Origin of the sequence: Burkholderia sp. TSV86, assembly GCF_001522865.1 — a bacterium.
Taxonomy (GTDB): Bacteria; Pseudomonadota; Gammaproteobacteria; order Burkholderiales; family Burkholderiaceae; genus Burkholderia.
Window position 1 is genome coordinate 1 of the sequence record NZ_LOWB01000058.1, and the last position, 14,978, is coordinate 14,978.

Here is a 14,978-nt window from a genome sequence, read left to right on the forward strand (position 1 = left end):
GGTGGACTCCTTGCTGTTCGCGGCGCGCATTGCCGCTACGGGCTACGCCCTTCGCGCCAATGCGCGCCAGCATGAAAAACCAACCACTGTCAGATTTAGTCTAGTCCACCGCACATCAAGCAGGGTCATTCGAGCGTCGTCGTCGAGCTCGATTTGAGCGCGCCTTCGTTCTCCGACGCACTCTCGATCCTGTCCGGCACGAAGGAGAACGTGCGTCTCTATGAATCCATTGTCGCCGAGCTCGGCACGACCAACCCGGATGCGTGGCTTCCGGTGTTCTACGAAAGGAGAAATGCAGCATGAAACGCCTTGTTATTACCGCTGCCCTCTTGGCGGCACTGGCTTCCGGGTCGGCCTTCGCGCAGGGCATTCCGGTGTACGACAACACTTCGTTCCTGCAACTCGTCCAGAGCTTCCAGCAGGCGCAGGCGACCTATCAGCAGTTGCAGCAGACGTACAACTCGACGATCGGCAGCCGCGGCCTGAGCGGTCTCATCAACAACCCGGCCGCGCGGCAATACCTGCCGTCCGACTTCCAGAATGTGCTGTCGGGAATCAGTACGGGTAGCGGCGATCTGTCGGGCGTGGCGAAACAGATCCTCTCGAAAAGCGCCGTGCTGAGTTCGAGCCAGCTTGCGGCCCTGAGCCCGGCCAACCAGCAGTTGATTTCGAACGCGCGCAATCAAAACGCGTCGCTCGCGGCGGCTGCGCAGTCGGCTTTCTCGGCCGCAGGCCAGCGTTTTTCGACGCTGCAAACGCTGATTGACTCGATCGACTCGGAAACCGACCCGAAGGCCATTCAAGACTTGCAGGCACGGATTCAGGCCGAGAACGTCATGATGCAAAACGAGAATGCGCGCCTTGCGGCCATGAGCGCCGCGAGCACGCAGCAACAGCAAGTGCAGATGCAGGCGGATCGTGAGCGCGCTGTCGGCTTCACGAACACCGCTCCCCCTGCTTTCTAAGGAGTCACACACTCATGCGCCGAAACACGCAATTGAAGGTTGTCGCGGGCTTCGCGTTGTGCGCCGCACTCGCGGCGTGCAACACGAAACCGACTGCGATCCCGTTCTTGGATCGCGTTTTGACCGTCGACGAATTCACGCAGCAGGCCGACATGCGCAAGCGTGTCATCGACGCCTGCCACGCGAATCCGGGCGAGCTCGGCCAAGACCCGAACTGCATCAACGCGGCGAAGTCGGCGGAAGCGCAGTTCACGAAGGGCAATATCCCGAAGTTCTAACGAAGGCACGGCCCCATGAATATCACTCTGTTCCAAAACATATTCACGCACTATCAGGCCGCGATCGACGCGTTCCTGAATGCGGGAATCTCGCGCACCATCAGCGCGTTTCTTCCGGTCGCGACAACGTGCTTGGGTATCTACTTCATCCTGTACGCTTGGGCCGGAATTCGGGGCAAGGTGCAAGACTGGGGTAACGATATGGTCGCGCGCACGATCAAGCTCGTGCTCATTCTGAGCATTGGGTTCTCGGTCGCGGGATACGGTACATACGTGCTCAATCCTGTCCTGAACCTGCCGAACGATCTGACGACGGTTGTAACGGGCCAAACGGCCGACTCCGTTGCCGGCCCGTCGATCCTCGATCAGCAGCTTGGCAAGGCAATGGACATGGGTAATGACGCCATGTCGCAAGGTGGCATCACGTCGTCCAGCGGGTTTTCGTACTACCTCGCTGGCATCGTGTTCTATCTCGCGGGCATCATCATGACTGTCTATGCCGCGTACCTCATCCTGCTCTCTAAGGGCATGCTGACCGTGTTGCTCGCCTTCGGGCCCATCTTCGTCGGCTGTCTCATCTTCGACGTGACCAAGCGGTTTTTCGATGCATGGCTCGGCCTCATCGTCAATTACATCTTCGTCAACGTGTTCGCGGTAACGATCGTGTCGTTCACGTTCGTCGCCTTCCAGCAATACCTTGCGGCAATGAACTCCGAATCGGGCCTCGGCGGTGCGCTCGGTCTGCTCGTTATCGCGATCATCGACATTCTCATCATCATGGGCGTGCCGCATGTCGCATCGAGTCTCGCGGGTGGTTCGCCGGTCGGTACTGGCTTCGGCAATTGGGTCGTCTCGACCGCGACGGGCGGCGCTTCGCGCGTGCTCGCCGGCAAGCTGGGTCAGGGCGCGAAGTGGACGGGCGGGAAAGCCGGCCTCGGCGCGCGTGCTGCGGCCCGCGCTGCGACGAGCCGGTTCCGCATGAACAGCGTCAAGGGGCTCTGACGATCTAACCATCGGGTCAAAGCGGCGGGTTTCCGCCCGCTGCTTTTTCTTCGCCCCAACTCATCAAAACATACTGTTTTGATAAATCAAAATGTGCTATCTTGATTAGCGATTATCTAGTTCCTGGGAGTCCAAACCATGCGCTACACCTTCCTCGCTTTGCTCGCGCTGCTGCTGTCAGCTTGCGCATCTGGCCCGCCGAAGCCAGTCACGTGCGACGGTTCAAACCTTCGTCCGATCAACCCCGGCTATTCGGTGCAGTACCAGCCGAAGGCTGACGTTTCTTCGGCTGCGCCGGCTTCGGCCGCGTCGGCCGCACACCCCTGACCTGACGGAGTGACGTAATGCAACCGAAGACGCCCGAACCGGTGCGCGAGAGTTTGACGATGCACCACATGACGCCCGAAGAAGAGCGCGAGTATTTTGCGCGCGCTCGCACGTGGGACGAGGACCGCGTGACAAAAGCGGAAGCGAGCGAGAAACGCGCGTGGACCGTTGCGCGGTGGCAGTGGGTCGTGATTGTGCTGATTATCGTGCTCGCTATCGTGCTGGCCGCCTCGCGCAAGGTGTTCCCGTTCCTCATCATCCAGCATGCGGACGGCACGACCGAAACGACCGATCTGCTCGCGAATTCGCAGCAGACCTATCAAGAAGCGCTGAATCAGTATTTCATCCGGCAGGCTGTGCAGTACCGCGAGAACTACAACTACTCGCAGGCTCAGACGCTTTTCAACATGGCGCAGTTGTTCAACTCGCCCGAACAGCAGAAGGTCTACAAGGCGCAGTCCGACCCGGATAACCCCGAGTCGCCCTCGGCGAAGTATTCGAATCGCTTCGATGTGACGATCGACGAGAACAGCCCGCCCGTCACGCAGGATTTCAACAAGCACACCGGCATCACGATCGCCACGTACCGCTGGCGTCAGATTGTCACGCCGAAGGATGGAAGCCTGCCGGCGAAGCCCGTCAACTGGATTTCGACGATCACGTACAAGTACGTTGGTACGCCCGCGAATGCGAAGGTGCGTTCGATCAATCCGTTGGGCTTCCAAGTCCTCGACTATCGCCGCGACCCGGACCAAGGGGGGGCACTGCAATGAAACGCTTCCCTGCCCTCTTGGCTGCTCTGCTGATCGCTGCGGCCGTCGTGCCGAACCTCGCCTGTGCGGAGTCGATTCCGATGGCGAGCCCGGAAGATCCCCATATTCGGGTGGTCAAGTATGACCGCGCCGATGCGGTGCGACTGGTGGTTGCCTACGGGCAACGCACCCATATCGAGTTCGGCGCGGGTGAAACCGTGACGTATGTATCGACCGGCGACGATGCCGCATGGGACGTCGGCCCGGCCAAGAACATCAAGAATCACCTGTTCTTGAAGCCAGTCGATAAATTCCCGCAGACGAACTTGATCGTCGTCACTAACAAGCGCACGTATAACCTCAATCTCGTCGTTGGAACGAAGGCCACGTACTACGCCGATCTGCTCTATGTGTACCCCGACGAGCTCAAGGCGAAGGCCGACGCGAAGCACGCGCAATCGACGCTCGACGCAACGAGCGCCGGCAGCGAGCCGAAGCCCGGCGACAACACGAACTATTGGGTGCAGGGCTCGGACGAGCTCACGCCATCGCGTGCGTGGGATGACGGGCGGTTCACGTACATCGCCTTCCCGGCCGGCGCGCAGTTGCCCGCCATGTATACGGTGGGCGATGACGGCGAAGAAGTCATCGCGAATCCGTCCGTCGATCCGAATACCGGCGTCCTGTCCCTGCCCTACCTCGTCAAGAAGCTCGTTCTGCGGCGCGGCGACAAGCTCGTCGCGTGCGTGTTCAACAAGAGCTATAGCGGGCCGGGCCGTGGTTCTCCGACCGGCACGATTTCGAACAAGGTAGTACGCACGATCAAGGGGGCGGCGCAATGAGCATCTTCGATCGCTTCAAGCGCAACCAGCCGAACGCCGGCGAGACTGTTGAACAGTCCTCCATCGAGCCCGTACAGATCGAAGGCGATCGCGGCATTCCTTCGGTCAACACGAAGCGCCGCTCGTCGTTGATGACACGGCTTCTCGCTGGCGTGCTCTTCCTGTTCGCGCTCGCCCTGCTTGCCGTGTCCGTGTGGACGCTCTACAAGAAGTATTTCGCGCCTGCCGAAACGCCCACTCAGGCGACGGGCAAGAAGCGCGACGAGCTCGGCAACAGTGCGCCGCTCGACTTCTCGAAGGCAAAACCCGCCTTGCCGGCCTCACAGCCGGCAAGCGTGACTCCGCAGCCGGCATCGCAGCCCGCAGCGGCATCGCAACCCGCCGCGCAGCCTGTACGGGTGCAGGGCCAGCAGAAGGTTCCCTTGACGCCTGCGCAGCGCCGGATGGAGAAGGGCATGCTGTACGGTAGCGGTGAGTCTGCGGAAGCTGTGCAACCGCCTCCCGGCGGTGGTGCGGGTGGCGCAGGACCGCTTGGCGGTGGCAACGGCTCGCAGCAGAACGGCCTCGGCTCGATGCTGTCGAGCACGCGCACGCCGATGGCCGTTGCGTCGTTGCTGCCCGATCCCGACTACCTCATCCAGAAGGGCACGATCATCGACTGTATCGCGCAGTCCGCTATCAACACGACGCAGCCGGGCATGCTCAATTGCATTGGCTCCGACGACGTGTATAGCAAGAGCAATCGTGTGAAGCTGCTCGATCGCGGGACGGTCTACCACGTCGAGTATCAGCGCGGGTTGAATCAGGGGCAGGACCGTATTTTCCTGCTCGCGAGCCGCGCGGATACACCGCAGAATGTGTCGATCGACCTCGATTCGCCAGTTACCGACGCACTCGGTCGTGCGGGCCTCGATGGCACGATCAACACGCATTTCTGGCAGCGCTTCGGCGGCGCAATCATGGTCGGCCTGATTGGCGATTTCGGGCAGGCGGTATCAAACAAGGCCATGTCGAGCGGCAGTCAGTTCAGCGTCAACAACACGACGCAAAGCACAAGCAGTGCGGCCGACGTTGCGCTTCAAAACTCGGTCAACATTCCGCCGACACTGGAACATAACCAAGGCGCGCATATCAAGCTGTATATCGCACGCGACCTTGATTTCCGAAGTGTGTACGGCCTCGCGGAACAGCAGTAACGCGAGCACTCCCCGGTCGAGCTCCGGGGAGTTTTTCTTTGAGGGCCAATCTATGCAATCGCAACAACACTCCCGCACAAACGGCGTTGATTCGGCGGTGCTGTCGAAAGCGCCGCTCGACTACGGCAAGCCGCGCGACGCGAAGGATGAGCGGTCATCGTCCCTGCTGCGCTATCTGGACGAAGGGCTCGGCGAGTTCATGAACGACCCGGAAATCACCGACATTACGATCGACTATGCCGGCATGGTCGGCACGCTCGCATCGGATGGGTGGATTTTCCATAAGCGCGAGAACATCACCGAGAACTGGTGCCGCAATATCGCGTATTCGCTTGCGAGCTACCGCAAGCAAACCATCAGCGATGAAAAGCCCCTGCTCGGCGGCACGTTGCCGGGCGGTGAACGCGTTGCGATCGCGCTGCCGCCTGCGACGCCGGCCGGCGAAGTCTCTATCTCGATTCGCAAGCCATCGCGCCGACGCATGACGATCCATGAAATCGACGCGGGCGGTGCGTTCGCCGACACGATCTGCGAATACGACACGACAGAAGAGGAACAGGCGCGTATCCGGCTCTCGCCCGAAGAGCGCGAGCTTTGGGACCTTTTCATCGCGCGGCGTTTCGTCGAGTTCATCGAACGCGCCGTCGCGGTGTACCGGAAGAATTTCATCGCGTCGGGTGCGACCGGTAGCGGCAAGACGACGATCGGCAAGGCGATCGCCGACTTGATTCCGGCGAACGAGCGGCTTATCACGATCGAAGATACGCCGGAAATGGATCTGCCGAAGCATCCGCATCGCGTCCACCTGTTCTACAGCAAGGGCGATCAAGGCGTGTCGAAGGTCACGGCGAAAGACCTGCTCGAAAGCTGCCTGCGCATGAAGCCCGATCGTATCTTGCTGTCCGAGCTGCGGTCGGACGAAGCGTATTACTACCTGCGCAACGTCAACAGCGGGCATCCTGGCTCGATCACGACGATCCACGCTGACTCCGCGCCGCTCACGTTCACGCAATTGCTGCTGCTCATCAAGGATAGCCGCAGCGGTGGCGGCATGACGAACACGGAAATCTACGCGCTGCTGCACGCGCTGGTCGATGTTGTCGCGCACTTCAAATTCGATACCGTGAAGCGCAAGCGCGTCTGCACTGGCATCTATTTCGACCCGTTCAAGAAAAGGATGGCGATCCGTGGCTAAAGCTCTCCGCATTCTGGCCGGCATCGTTCTCTCGGCCCTGTTGTTGGCCCTCATGTTCGGCTATCTGTCGAGCGCGCTTTTCGTGCTGCTCTACACGCTCAAGTTCGACGTGCATCAGGTCGGCTTGCTGCGCACGTTCGAATACGCGCGCTACTACTGGACTGACAACGCCGTGAAGTGGCGTTTGATCGTGTCGTGGTCCATCGCCGGCCTGATCGTCGTTATGCCGATCATCGGCATGATCGCGCTGGTGATTCGCAAGATGCTGGCCGGCGAAAAGCTGTTCGGCGATGCCAAATGGGCGACGCCGGAAGAGGTGCAGCAATCCGGCCTGCTCGGCGAGCGCGGCATTATCGTCGGTAAGTACAAGGGCCGGTATCTGACCTTCGACGGTCAGCAATTCGTGCTGCTTTACGCGCCTACGCGATCGGGCAAGGGCGTCGGCGTCGTCGTGCCGAACTGCTTGAACTGGCCTGATTCGTTGGTGGTGCTCGACATTAAGCCCGAGCTCTGGCGCATCGCGTCGGGCTTCCGTCGCAAACATGGGCACGAGTGCTACCAGTTCTCGCCGCTCTCGCCGAACACGCATCGCTGGAATCCGCTGCACTACATTTCGGACGATCGCAACAGGCGCATTACTGACATTCAGCAGATTGCAAATATGCTGGTGCCCGACCGGCCGGGTGTCGATCCGATCTGGACGGCCACGCCTCGCAAGCTGTTTCTCGGTGTCGTGCTCTACATGCTCGAAACGCCGGGCGTGCCGGTGACACTCGGCGAACTGCTGCGGCAACTTTCGACGGCCGAAGATACGGCGAGCTACTTTGCGCGCGTCATCAACGAGCGCGAAGGATCTGACAACGAGCTCAGTTTCGCGTGTACGCAAGCGCTTATCAGCTTCATCGGCATCGAGTCGGAGAAAACGCGATCGGGCGTCAAGGAATCGCTCACGTCCACGCTCGAACTGTGGGCGAATCCGACGATCGACGCGGCGACGAGCGGCAACGACTTCGACTTGCGCGACCTTCGCAAGCGCCGCATGGGCGTGTTCCTGAGCATGAAGCCTGCGCAGCTTGAAATGCTCGCGCCGGTCATCAACCTGTTTTATCAGCAGGTGTTCAACCTGAACACCGACCAGATGCCGGAAGAGAATCCCGAGCTCAAGTATCAGGTGCTGTTCGTCAACGACGAGTTTCCGGCGATTGGCAAGATCGGCATCGTGGCGAAGGCAAACGCGTACATCGCCGGTTTCAACCTGCGACTGCTCACGATCTGCCAGAGCCCGGCGCAAATCCGCTCGGTCTATGGTGCGGACGACGCCGAGAGTTTCTTCGATAACCACGCGCTGGAAATCGTGTTCCGGCCCAAGAACAAGAAAATCGCGAAGGAAATTTCGGACAACCTGGGGACGAAAACGATCGACGTCACGTCGAAGAGCCGACCGCACTTGGGCGGCAAGGGTGGGTCGAATACCTCATCGCAGCAGGGGCGCGCGCTCATGCTCGCGCAAGAGCTCCGCAAGCTCGGAACGAAGCATCAAATCATCTTCCACGAAGAGATGGATAACCCGCTGTGGTGCGACAAGGTGCGGTACTACAAGGACCGCAATTTCAAGTCGCGACTGCTGCCGGCTGCGTCGGTGCCTGAGCTCGATCTGTCGGGCGTGCTGGCCCGGCAGGACGAATTGCAGGCGCAGTACAAGGCGCTACGCGAAGAGCAGGAAGCCGCCGAAGCCGCGGCCGCTGGCGAGGCCACTGAGCCCGAGTTTGTCGAAGTGACGCTCGACAACCTCGACAAGATCATGGCCGAGTCGCACACGATCAGCCTCAACGATCTTGAGCTTCCCGACGAACTCAAGGAGCAACTACCCGAGTCAATTGCGAGCGAAGAAGAAGTCGATGAGCTCGTCAATCTCTTTTTGGCGGAAGCCGAAGCATAAGGAGTCACGCACATGGCAGATTCGATCGAACACAACGGCAATCGCGTTACCTCGATTCGCTTCGAGCGGAGCCCGAGCCCGGACGGCTCGACCTCCACGTACAACCTTCGTTTCTTCGACGGTCGCAGGATTGTCGATCGCGCCGAACGCCTCTCGTCTGAGGCGACGGCGAAGCTGCTCGGCGATGAGAATTTCCGGGCAATGAATACCCTCGCGCCCGATCCTCACGCGGAAACGTCGGGCGTGCTCAAGGGCGAGAACCTGAGCCCGTTGGAGCCGCCGCAGCACACGCCGGCCGCGATGCCGCCGTCCCCTGCCCCAAGCCTCGCAACGGCAGTAGCCGCCAATGAGGCGAACGCGAAAAACGCGGCGAACGACAACACCATCGAGCCGCACCGCGAGCTCGAAAAGGACGTGCGCCAGTGGGTCGAGAAGCGGTGGGGCGAGCGCTCGTCTGCGCCGGCCGCTCCGGTCAATGACGATCCGTTCGCCTCGGAGTCGGCGAACTCGGTCGCCGACGTGACGACGACGCTCGATGCCGGCGACGCCGACGTGCCGCAGTACAAGCGCGTGCAGCGCGAGAAGCTGATGACGCCTGTTCCGGCGCACGTTGCCCGGCGCTTCGCGCAAGGCGAGAAGAATCAGTATTTCTTCGATCAGCAGCGACAGAAACTCGCGTTCGTGGATAAGGGCTTGCGTCTCGAAACGAAAGACGCCTCTCCTGTCGTCGCCGAATCGCTCGTCGAAATCGCGATGGCGCGCGGTTGGGAAACGCTTCGCGCGAAGGGCTCGAAGGATTTCCGCCGCGAAATCTGGCTCGCGGGCGAGCTCGCGGGTGCGGAAGTCGTTGGCTACGACCCGACCGAAGCGGACAAGGAATTGCTCGAGCGCAAACTCGAAGAGCGCGGCGTGCCGAAGCGTGAGGCCGCGCAGCGCGCGCACGTGGATCTCAACGCGGTCGAACCCGCAGGCGCCGAACTGGAGAAACCGGGCGAGAAGCGCGCAGGAGCGGCCGGCAAGAAGCGGCAGACCCCGGAAGCCGCAGAAGAGGTCGCGAGCGCCGCAGCGGGCATTCTCGCGGGCCGCGTATTGGCTCACGGTGCCGCGCATTACCAACACGACGAGCGCAACGACGAGAGCTACTTCGTGCGCCTCGAAACGGCGAACGGCAAAGAGCGCGAGGTGTGGGGCAAAGACCTCAAGCGGGCAATGCAGAACGCGAACGCGGACGTAGGCGACAACGTGACGTTGAAGCGCACCGGTCAAGAACCGGTCGTCGTCAAGGAAGCGGTGCGCGACGACAAGGGCGCTGTGGTCGGCACGCGCACGAAGGATGCCGTGCTGAACGGGTGGAGCGTCGAGAAAGCCCGCGACTTCCGCACGCTCGACCAGGCGCACTCGCTCGCCAAGCATCCCGATCTGCTCGGCGCACACGCCACGATGGCAACGACGGTCAAGGCGCTTGCGAACAAGTACCCGAACATGGCCGGCAAGATCGAAGAGCGCTTCCGCGAAGGGCTCGCGCAGCGCATCGAGCGCAACGAGACGATTACGCCGCCCAAGGTGAGCACAGCGAAAGCCGAGCAACGGCAGGAACCCAAGCAACAGCAGCGGCCGGCGCAGGCGCAGGAACGCTCGGAGCGTGCGCCGTCGCGTGGCCGTGAAGCGGAACGGTAATCAGGAGCGAAGAAACATGGCAACGACGAAACCGCAGACGACGGAGCGCCCGGAACCGAAAACGCGCAGCGGCCACATTACACACGTCACGGTCGCGAACGGCTCGCGCAATCTCGACGGCCCGATGCCGGGCCGTGGCGAGCGCGTGACGATTCACTCGCTGCCGCCGCGTGGTGTTCCGAGCGGCACGTATCGGCTCGATACGGCCGCGCCGGCTGCTACCAAAGGCGGCGAAACCTACCTCGGTGCCATCGTCCACAAGGACGATCGGCACGTGTTCCAGTCGGTCGGCTCGAAAGTCGTGCGGCACGATCTGGATCGTTTCGACGCGAAGAAGGTGCCCGAGCTCGGCGAAACCCGAAACATCAGCTACCTGCTCGGTCGAGCTCGCGTGCAATCTCTCACGCGCGAGAACGAGGCCGAGCGTTGAAAGGAGCCAGCAACCATGAATGACGATGTGCGCAAGTTGCTCAAGCTGGTTGACAACCTGCCCGCCGAGTCCGACGCCGACTTGTCGGCGTTCGAGCGCGCGCAACGAGTTTCGCGTGCGCTCTCGGATTCGCCGGCCGACGCGGAGACGGCCAACGTTTCAGGCAAGGTCGAAGGTCCGCAGCCGACCGACGATCTTCTACGGTTTCGCGACCTGGTGATTGAAGAAGCGTTAATTCGCTTCGTGTCGGGCACGTACTTCGATATTTGCCCGCTAGATCGGACAGCCGAAGCGATCGACGCGAGGCTTGGTCGTCCGTCGCGCAGCTACGGCGACAAGACGCCAGTGCAGGCCGCCATCGAGCCGGCGCTCCGCGCGTTGCACTGCGCGCACTACGACAAGATGACTGCGGCTGTGCGCGCGGGCTTGCCCGCCGCACTTTTGGCCTACTTCGGCCTCGACGACGCGAGCGGCGAGGAAATGCTGGGGCCAGAGGCATGGGCGCGAGTTGCAAACGCCTACAAGGCACTCGCCGCGCCTTCGGCTGAGTTGGTCGACGAAGCTGCACCGGGGCTCTTAGTGGAGCTCACTCGCGAGCATGCGACGCAGCGCCCCGGCGTCGTTCGGCGCATGGTTGCGTGGCTCTTCGGGGGCACGGCATGAATCGCAACGTGATTGAGGCCATGCCGACGATGGACGAGCCCCGAGTGATTTTTGAAGGCTCGCCCTCTCAAGTGGTCAACCTGCCAACCCTGACAGGTAACGCGCTTGCGGCGGTCGTGGTGCTCATCGCCGGTCATTTCGCCTCGGCGCGCTGGCACGTTACGCCGCTGGTCGGCGTTGTGCCGGCGCTGCTGCTAGTGGTGCGCGCGCTCTTTGCCTGCCTTCAAACGGCGTTCGTCGAAATCAGGATCGACGTGGAACGGATCACATACCGGCAAGGCATCTTGAACAAGGAAGTGTCGAGCCTCGAACTGTTCCGCATTCAGCACGTGACCTCGTTTCATCCGTGGTGGGAACGGCCGTTCGGCGTCGGCACTGTCATCGTGGCGACGAGCGATTCAGACGCGCCGCGCTGGCGTCTCGCCGGCCTGCCCGATGCCGAAGCCCTGCGCGCCGATCTGAACCGCGCAGCGATCGCCCTGCGCGACCGCAAGGGCATCCGCGAAGTCAACATGGGGCGCGTATGAGCCGTCGCAAGAAAAACCGGCCCGGCCTGCTCACGCTCGCATCGCGCGGGCCGTGGTGGGTCGGCGCTTCCATCGCAACGGCGATTCTCGCCGTCGAAGCGCTCGCGGCCACTGCGTCGCGACGCACCGGCCCGCTCGGCGCGGCCCTCGCTGTCGTCCAGTCGAAGCCAGTCGCGCTACTGGCGATCGCCGTTGCCCTGCTCTTCTTCGGCGCGGCTGTCGTCGCCGCGCTGCGTGGCCGCGAACGCGCGAACCTGCTCGACGTACAACGCGACCTGAACAGCCTCAAGGCGCTCGACTGGCGGCAGTTCGAGCGCCTTGTCGCCGAAGCGTATCGGCGGCTCGGCTATCGCGTGCGCGTGACCGGTCAAGGCGGTGCCGATGGTGGCGTCGATCTGATCCTCACGCGCGGCACGGAGAAAGTCATCGTCCAGTGCAAGCAGTGGCAATCGACGAGCATCGGCGCATCGGTGGTGCGTGAAATGTTCGGCTTGATGGCGCACCACAAGGCAACCGCCGTCGCGATCGTCTGTACTGGCAAGTTCACACGCGACGCCGCGACGTTCGCCGCTGGCAAGCCGATCGAGCTCGTAACCGGCAACGCCCTCGCCGAGCTCGTCGAGTCCGTGCGGCGCGGTGGTGTCTCCCCGGCGCGTGCGCGCCCCGTTGCGGCCGGCAGCCGTCGAGCGTAGGTGAATCATGGGCGAGTGGAAGCAAAACAGCGCATACGGCTGGTCCCATCCGAGCGGTTGGGAGATTGGCCGCTATCTCCAGAACGGCGAGGAAATCTTCATGCTCTGGCACGGTGGAGAAACGCAAGGGCGTTTTGCGACACTCGAAAAGGCCATCGGCCGACACGCCGAGCTCGTACCGCAACCCGCTGGCAAGTAACTCTCTCGGTAGCTCGTTCCGGCTCGACGGCCCTCGGATTACGGGCCGGAATTTTTGGACCGCTTCGGCGGTCCTTTTTTTCGTCTATGCACCCGGTGCGCGCCACGTGCGCCGCCACGCGTCGCGCGCTACCTGTTCCAGCCGGTCGGCCTCGCTCTTCGCCTCCAAGGCCGCGAGCTCAAGCGCGCGCTGCGCGTCGGTGCCGTCCTCGGCGTCGAGCACGCAATAGAAAAGCGCTTCGTGCTGAGCTTTCGCGGCCCGCCATGCTTCGTACTCGCGTGGTGCGACATGAGGCGCGTCTATCAAAAACCAGTCAACAGCCATCGTGCATCCCCCACGGTGAATGGTTAATCTCGATCGTAGTCTTTGTCGCCGCGCGGCTTCGGCGGCTGCTGTGCCTTGGTCGCCGGGCGGGGCGTCGTCGAGCCCCGCGTGCCCTGCTCGTTCGCCGCCTGCTTCTCGGCCTGCGCAGCGCGCTTGCGCACAACGTCGCGCATACGCTGCTCAAGCTCTTGCTGTTGGGTGAGCGGTGCAGGCATGTCACGCACGAACGCGCGAACCTGCTGCGCGAGCGCGGCATCGCCCGGCTCGGCGCTCTTGTCGAGCACGTCGGCGAGCGCAGTCCAGCCGGCCCGAATCGTCGCCTGACGGTCCGCAATGCGTTGCTCCCACGGTCTCGCCTCCGTGCTGTTGTCGAGCACGGCGCGGGCCGCATCGCGAATCGCGGACGCCTTGACTGTCGAGCGGTTCGCCTTCGAAGCCTGATACACCGGTTGCCTCATCGCCTTCTTGACGATCCCGCGCACGTTGCGGGGCGTCGCCGCAGCCTCGATGCCGCGCGCGCGCAACTGCTCGGCGAACATTTCACGCCACTCCTGCAACTCCTCGCGGCCGTGTACAAGCCTGCGCCCGTCTTTCCCTCGCGCCTTCACGGCCAGGTGAATGTGTGGATGCGGCGGCGCATCGGGGTCGGGGTCCGTCTCAGGGGTATGCAGAACAAACACGTATTCATGATTCGCGAATGCCTGCTTGGCGAATTCCCGCGCGGCTTCCTTCAAGCGCTCGGGATTCGTGCCGACCGGCATCGACAAAACCATGTTCACGGTCTGCTTGCCGTTCGCGCGCCGTTTGCCGATCTGCTGCGACCAGTGTTCGTGTAGCTCTTTGATTTCGTCGAGCCCGGAAAGAATCTCGCCCTCTTCGTTCTCTGCCTCGATCTGGCCGTTTCGCGTGATGTAGGTAAGGTGCGCCCACACTCGGCCCGTTTGCTTCCCGACACTGCTCACCTTCACCATGACTTCGGGAACCTTGCGAGTCACGCGGGCAATGACGTTTTTCGCGCGTCTCGCCCTGCCCTTGCCTGCCGAATTGGACCGGCCCGGCAACCCCGGTCGTACTTGGTCCCCCGGCGGTGATTTGCTGCCTGCCGGGCCGTGTACGAATTCTTCGAGCGAATCGAACATGCCGAGCGAGTCGAAGAGCGTTTCGAGCGGCGTCGTGTTCGTCATGAGTCGAGCCCCCAGCGATCCAGATTCGTATCCATGACCCGCGCAACGTGCGCGCGGTGCTGCTTCAAGTCCGCGACGAGCGTTTCGATTGCTTCCAGCGTAACGCTACGCATCGCGTTCGGGTCCATGTTGATGTTGCGCGCGATCTGATTCAGGTTCCGGCCGATGGCGGCGATCTGTCGGTTTGATTCCATCAGCGCATCGAGCTCGGCGGTCGAAAACTGAGGCTCGCGGAGAATGTGCGCCCGGATGAGATTAACGATCCACGTCGTGCGGTTCACCCCTTGCTGGCGCGCCCGTAACTCGACCTGGTAGTGCTCGTCGGGCGTCAACCCGATATTGATTTGCGCGCGCTTCGGTTTCGCCTCTCGAACCGGGCGCGGCGGCGGTGCCGGCTCATCCCCTAGAACGCGATCAATCACGACGCGCAGCAATTGCGCCTCGTTCGCGTAGCCGTGCTTGGTCGCGGCGGCGGCAAATTTGGCTTTGGTCTCTTCCGAGACGTAGGTTCGCAGTAACGGCTTTCGTGGCATTGGCAATCCCTCTCGATCCGGCTTCAACGCACGAAAACTTTCGTCAACGAAAGTCGCTGCCGAAGCCGCCCTCGCTTTGCTCTCGCCTTCAATCAATCCAGTCGTTCGGTGGGTTTCGTCGAGATAGTGAAGCGCGGGCGTGGGAGCGAGCACTTTCGTCAACGAAAGTGGCTCGTTCATTGTGCTGCAATTGTAGCACAATCCATATCCTGCCTTAGAATACAACCTCCCACGCCACTTTCGTCAACTAAAG

General features: G+C 62.1%; 19 protein-coding genes. 16 read left to right on the forward strand and 3 right to left on the reverse strand.

Annotated features, from left to right (window positions below):
* Positions 1–153 precede the first annotated feature (153 nt).
* The 16 genes from WS68_RS28300 to WS68_RS08855 all read left to right on the forward strand — a co-directional run bounded on the left by WS68_RS28300 (position 154) and on the right by WS68_RS08855 (position 12,684).
* Positions 154–303, forward strand: coding sequence for a hypothetical protein (locus WS68_RS28300; RefSeq protein WP_197419559.1), 150 nt, complete (start codon positions 154–156; stop codon positions 301–303).
* The gene (gene virB5, locus WS68_RS08790; RefSeq protein WP_082709895.1) at positions 300–965 is read left to right on the forward strand and encodes a P-type DNA transfer protein VirB5; all 666 of its coding nucleotides are present in this window, start codon (positions 300–302) and stop codon (positions 963–965) included. The genes WS68_RS28300 and virB5 overlap by 4 nt, the downstream gene beginning before the upstream one ends.
* Positions 966–979: 14 nt before the next feature.
* Positions 980–1,243: an EexN family lipoprotein gene (locus tag WS68_RS08795; protein WP_059570426.1), complete on the forward strand. Its 264-nt coding sequence runs from the start codon at positions 980–982 to the stop codon at positions 1,241–1,243.
* A gap of 15 nt (positions 1,244–1,258) precedes the next feature.
* A complete protein-coding gene (locus tag WS68_RS08800; RefSeq protein ID WP_059570427.1) occupies positions 1,259–2,245 on the forward strand; it encodes a type IV secretion system protein in 987 nt (328 codons plus the stop codon).
* Between the two features lie 138 nt (positions 2,246–2,383).
* Entirely contained in the window at positions 2,384–2,572 is a 189-nt protein-coding gene (locus WS68_RS27430; protein WP_156429415.1) for a hypothetical protein, read from the forward strand.
* A gap of 17 nt (positions 2,573–2,589) precedes the next feature.
* On the forward strand, positions 2,590–3,345 hold the full coding sequence (locus tag WS68_RS08805; protein WP_082709896.1) for a virB8 family protein: 756 nt from the start codon (positions 2,590–2,592) through the stop codon (positions 3,343–3,345).
* A complete protein-coding gene (locus tag WS68_RS08810) occupies positions 3,342–4,166 on the forward strand; it encodes a TrbG/VirB9 family P-type conjugative transfer protein (protein ID WP_059570429.1) in 825 nt (274 codons plus the stop codon). Before WS68_RS08805 ends, WS68_RS08810 begins: the two co-directional genes overlap by 4 nt.
* The gene (gene virB10, locus WS68_RS08815; RefSeq protein WP_059570430.1) at positions 4,163–5,362 is read left to right on the forward strand and encodes a type IV secretion system protein VirB10; all 1,200 of its coding nucleotides are present in this window, start codon (positions 4,163–4,165) and stop codon (positions 5,360–5,362) included. Before WS68_RS08810 ends, virB10 begins: the two co-directional genes overlap by 4 nt.
* A gap of 52 nt (positions 5,363–5,414) precedes the next feature.
* Positions 5,415–6,557 carry a P-type DNA transfer ATPase VirB11 gene (gene virB11, locus WS68_RS08820; protein WP_059570431.1) on the forward strand — a complete coding sequence of 381 codons (1,143 nt, stop codon included), beginning with the start codon at positions 5,415–5,417 and terminating at the stop codon, positions 6,555–6,557.
* Positions 6,550–8,496, forward strand: a complete 1,947-nt coding sequence (locus WS68_RS08825) for a type IV secretory system conjugative DNA transfer family protein (RefSeq protein WP_156429416.1) — start codon at positions 6,550–6,552, stop codon at positions 8,494–8,496. Before virB11 ends, WS68_RS08825 begins: the two co-directional genes overlap by 8 nt.
* Positions 8,497–8,508: 12 nt before the next feature.
* Positions 8,509–10,173 (forward strand): LPD7 domain-containing protein, encoded by a 1,665-nt coding sequence (locus WS68_RS08830; RefSeq protein WP_059570433.1) that lies wholly within the window; start codon positions 8,509–8,511, stop codon positions 10,171–10,173.
* Between the two features lie 16 nt (positions 10,174–10,189).
* Entirely contained in the window at positions 10,190–10,603 is a 414-nt protein-coding gene (locus tag WS68_RS08835) for a KfrB domain-containing protein (RefSeq protein WP_059570434.1), read from the forward strand.
* 15 nt (positions 10,604–10,618) lie between these two features.
* Positions 10,619–11,266 (forward strand): hypothetical protein, encoded by a 648-nt coding sequence (locus WS68_RS08840; protein ID WP_059570435.1) that lies wholly within the window; start codon positions 10,619–10,621, stop codon positions 11,264–11,266.
* Positions 11,263–11,793, forward strand: coding sequence for a PH domain-containing protein (locus tag WS68_RS08845; protein ID WP_059570436.1), 531 nt, complete (start codon positions 11,263–11,265; stop codon positions 11,791–11,793). The genes WS68_RS08840 and WS68_RS08845 overlap by 4 nt, the downstream gene beginning before the upstream one ends.
* The gene (locus WS68_RS08850) at positions 11,790–12,485 is read left to right on the forward strand and encodes a restriction endonuclease (protein WP_059570437.1); all 696 of its coding nucleotides are present in this window, start codon (positions 11,790–11,792) and stop codon (positions 12,483–12,485) included. Before WS68_RS08845 ends, WS68_RS08850 begins: the two co-directional genes overlap by 4 nt.
* Positions 12,486–12,492: 7 nt before the next feature.
* Positions 12,493–12,684, forward strand: a complete 192-nt coding sequence (locus WS68_RS08855) for a hypothetical protein (protein ID WP_059570438.1) — start codon at positions 12,493–12,495, stop codon at positions 12,682–12,684.
* Positions 12,685–12,768: 84 nt separating this feature from the next.
* Here WS68_RS08855 and WS68_RS08860 read toward each other — a convergent pair whose 3' ends face one another.
* The 3 genes from WS68_RS08860 to WS68_RS08870 are packed head-to-tail and all read right to left on the reverse strand — an operon-like array spanning position 12,769 to position 14,878.
* The gene (locus WS68_RS08860; RefSeq protein WP_059570439.1) at positions 12,769–13,008 is read right to left on the reverse strand and encodes a hypothetical protein; all 240 of its coding nucleotides are present in this window, start codon (positions 13,006–13,008) and stop codon (positions 12,769–12,771) included.
* 23 nt (positions 13,009–13,031) lie between these two features.
* Positions 13,032–14,192, reverse strand: coding sequence for a relaxase/mobilization nuclease domain-containing protein (locus WS68_RS08865; protein WP_059570440.1), 1,161 nt, complete (start codon positions 14,190–14,192; stop codon positions 13,032–13,034).
* On the reverse strand, positions 14,189–14,878 hold the full coding sequence (locus tag WS68_RS08870; protein ID WP_231752977.1) for a plasmid mobilization protein: 690 nt from the start codon (positions 14,876–14,878) through the stop codon (positions 14,189–14,191). Before WS68_RS08870 ends, WS68_RS08865 begins: the two co-directional genes overlap by 4 nt.
* Between the last annotated feature and the right edge of the window lie 100 nt (positions 14,879–14,978).

Bases quoted from the DNA above. Each gene is read 5' to 3' on its own strand.
- WS68_RS08845 (WP_059570436.1), top strand. From the start codon at position 11,263: ATGAATCGCAACGTGATTGAGGCCATGCCGACGATGGACGAGCCCCGA.
- WS68_RS08830 (WP_059570433.1), top strand. From the start codon at position 8,509: ATGGCAGATTCGATCGAACACAACGGCAATCGCGTTACCTCGATTCGC.
- WS68_RS08865 (WP_059570440.1), bottom strand. From the start codon at position 14,192: ATGACGAACACGACGCCGCTCGAAACGCTCTTCGACTCGCTCGGCATG.
- WS68_RS08855 (WP_059570438.1), top strand. From the start codon at position 12,493: ATGGGCGAGTGGAAGCAAAACAGCGCATACGGCTGGTCCCATCCGAGC.
- WS68_RS08795 (WP_059570426.1), top strand. From the start codon at position 980: ATGCGCCGAAACACGCAATTGAAGGTTGTCGCGGGCTTCGCGTTGTGC.
- WS68_RS08835 (WP_059570434.1), top strand. From the start codon at position 10,190: ATGGCAACGACGAAACCGCAGACGACGGAGCGCCCGGAACCGAAAACG.
- WS68_RS08840 (WP_059570435.1), top strand. From the start codon at position 10,619: ATGAATGACGATGTGCGCAAGTTGCTCAAGCTGGTTGACAACCTGCCC.
- WS68_RS08850 (WP_059570437.1), top strand. From the start codon at position 11,790: ATGAGCCGTCGCAAGAAAAACCGGCCCGGCCTGCTCACGCTCGCATCG.
- WS68_RS08800 (WP_059570427.1), top strand. From the start codon at position 1,259: ATGAATATCACTCTGTTCCAAAACATATTCACGCACTATCAGGCCGCG.
- virB10 (WP_059570430.1), top strand. From the start codon at position 4,163: ATGAGCATCTTCGATCGCTTCAAGCGCAACCAGCCGAACGCCGGCGAG.
- WS68_RS08805 (WP_082709896.1), top strand. From the start codon at position 2,590: ATGCAACCGAAGACGCCCGAACCGGTGCGCGAGAGTTTGACGATGCAC.
- WS68_RS27430 (WP_156429415.1), top strand. From the start codon at position 2,384: ATGCGCTACACCTTCCTCGCTTTGCTCGCGCTGCTGCTGTCAGCTTGC.
- WS68_RS08810 (WP_059570429.1), top strand. From the start codon at position 3,342: ATGAAACGCTTCCCTGCCCTCTTGGCTGCTCTGCTGATCGCTGCGGCC.
- virB5 (WP_082709895.1), top strand. From the start codon at position 300: ATGAAACGCCTTGTTATTACCGCTGCCCTCTTGGCGGCACTGGCTTCC.
- virB11 (WP_059570431.1), top strand. From the start codon at position 5,415: ATGCAATCGCAACAACACTCCCGCACAAACGGCGTTGATTCGGCGGTG.
- WS68_RS08860 (WP_059570439.1), bottom strand. From the start codon at position 13,008: ATGGCTGTTGACTGGTTTTTGATAGACGCGCCTCATGTCGCACCACGC.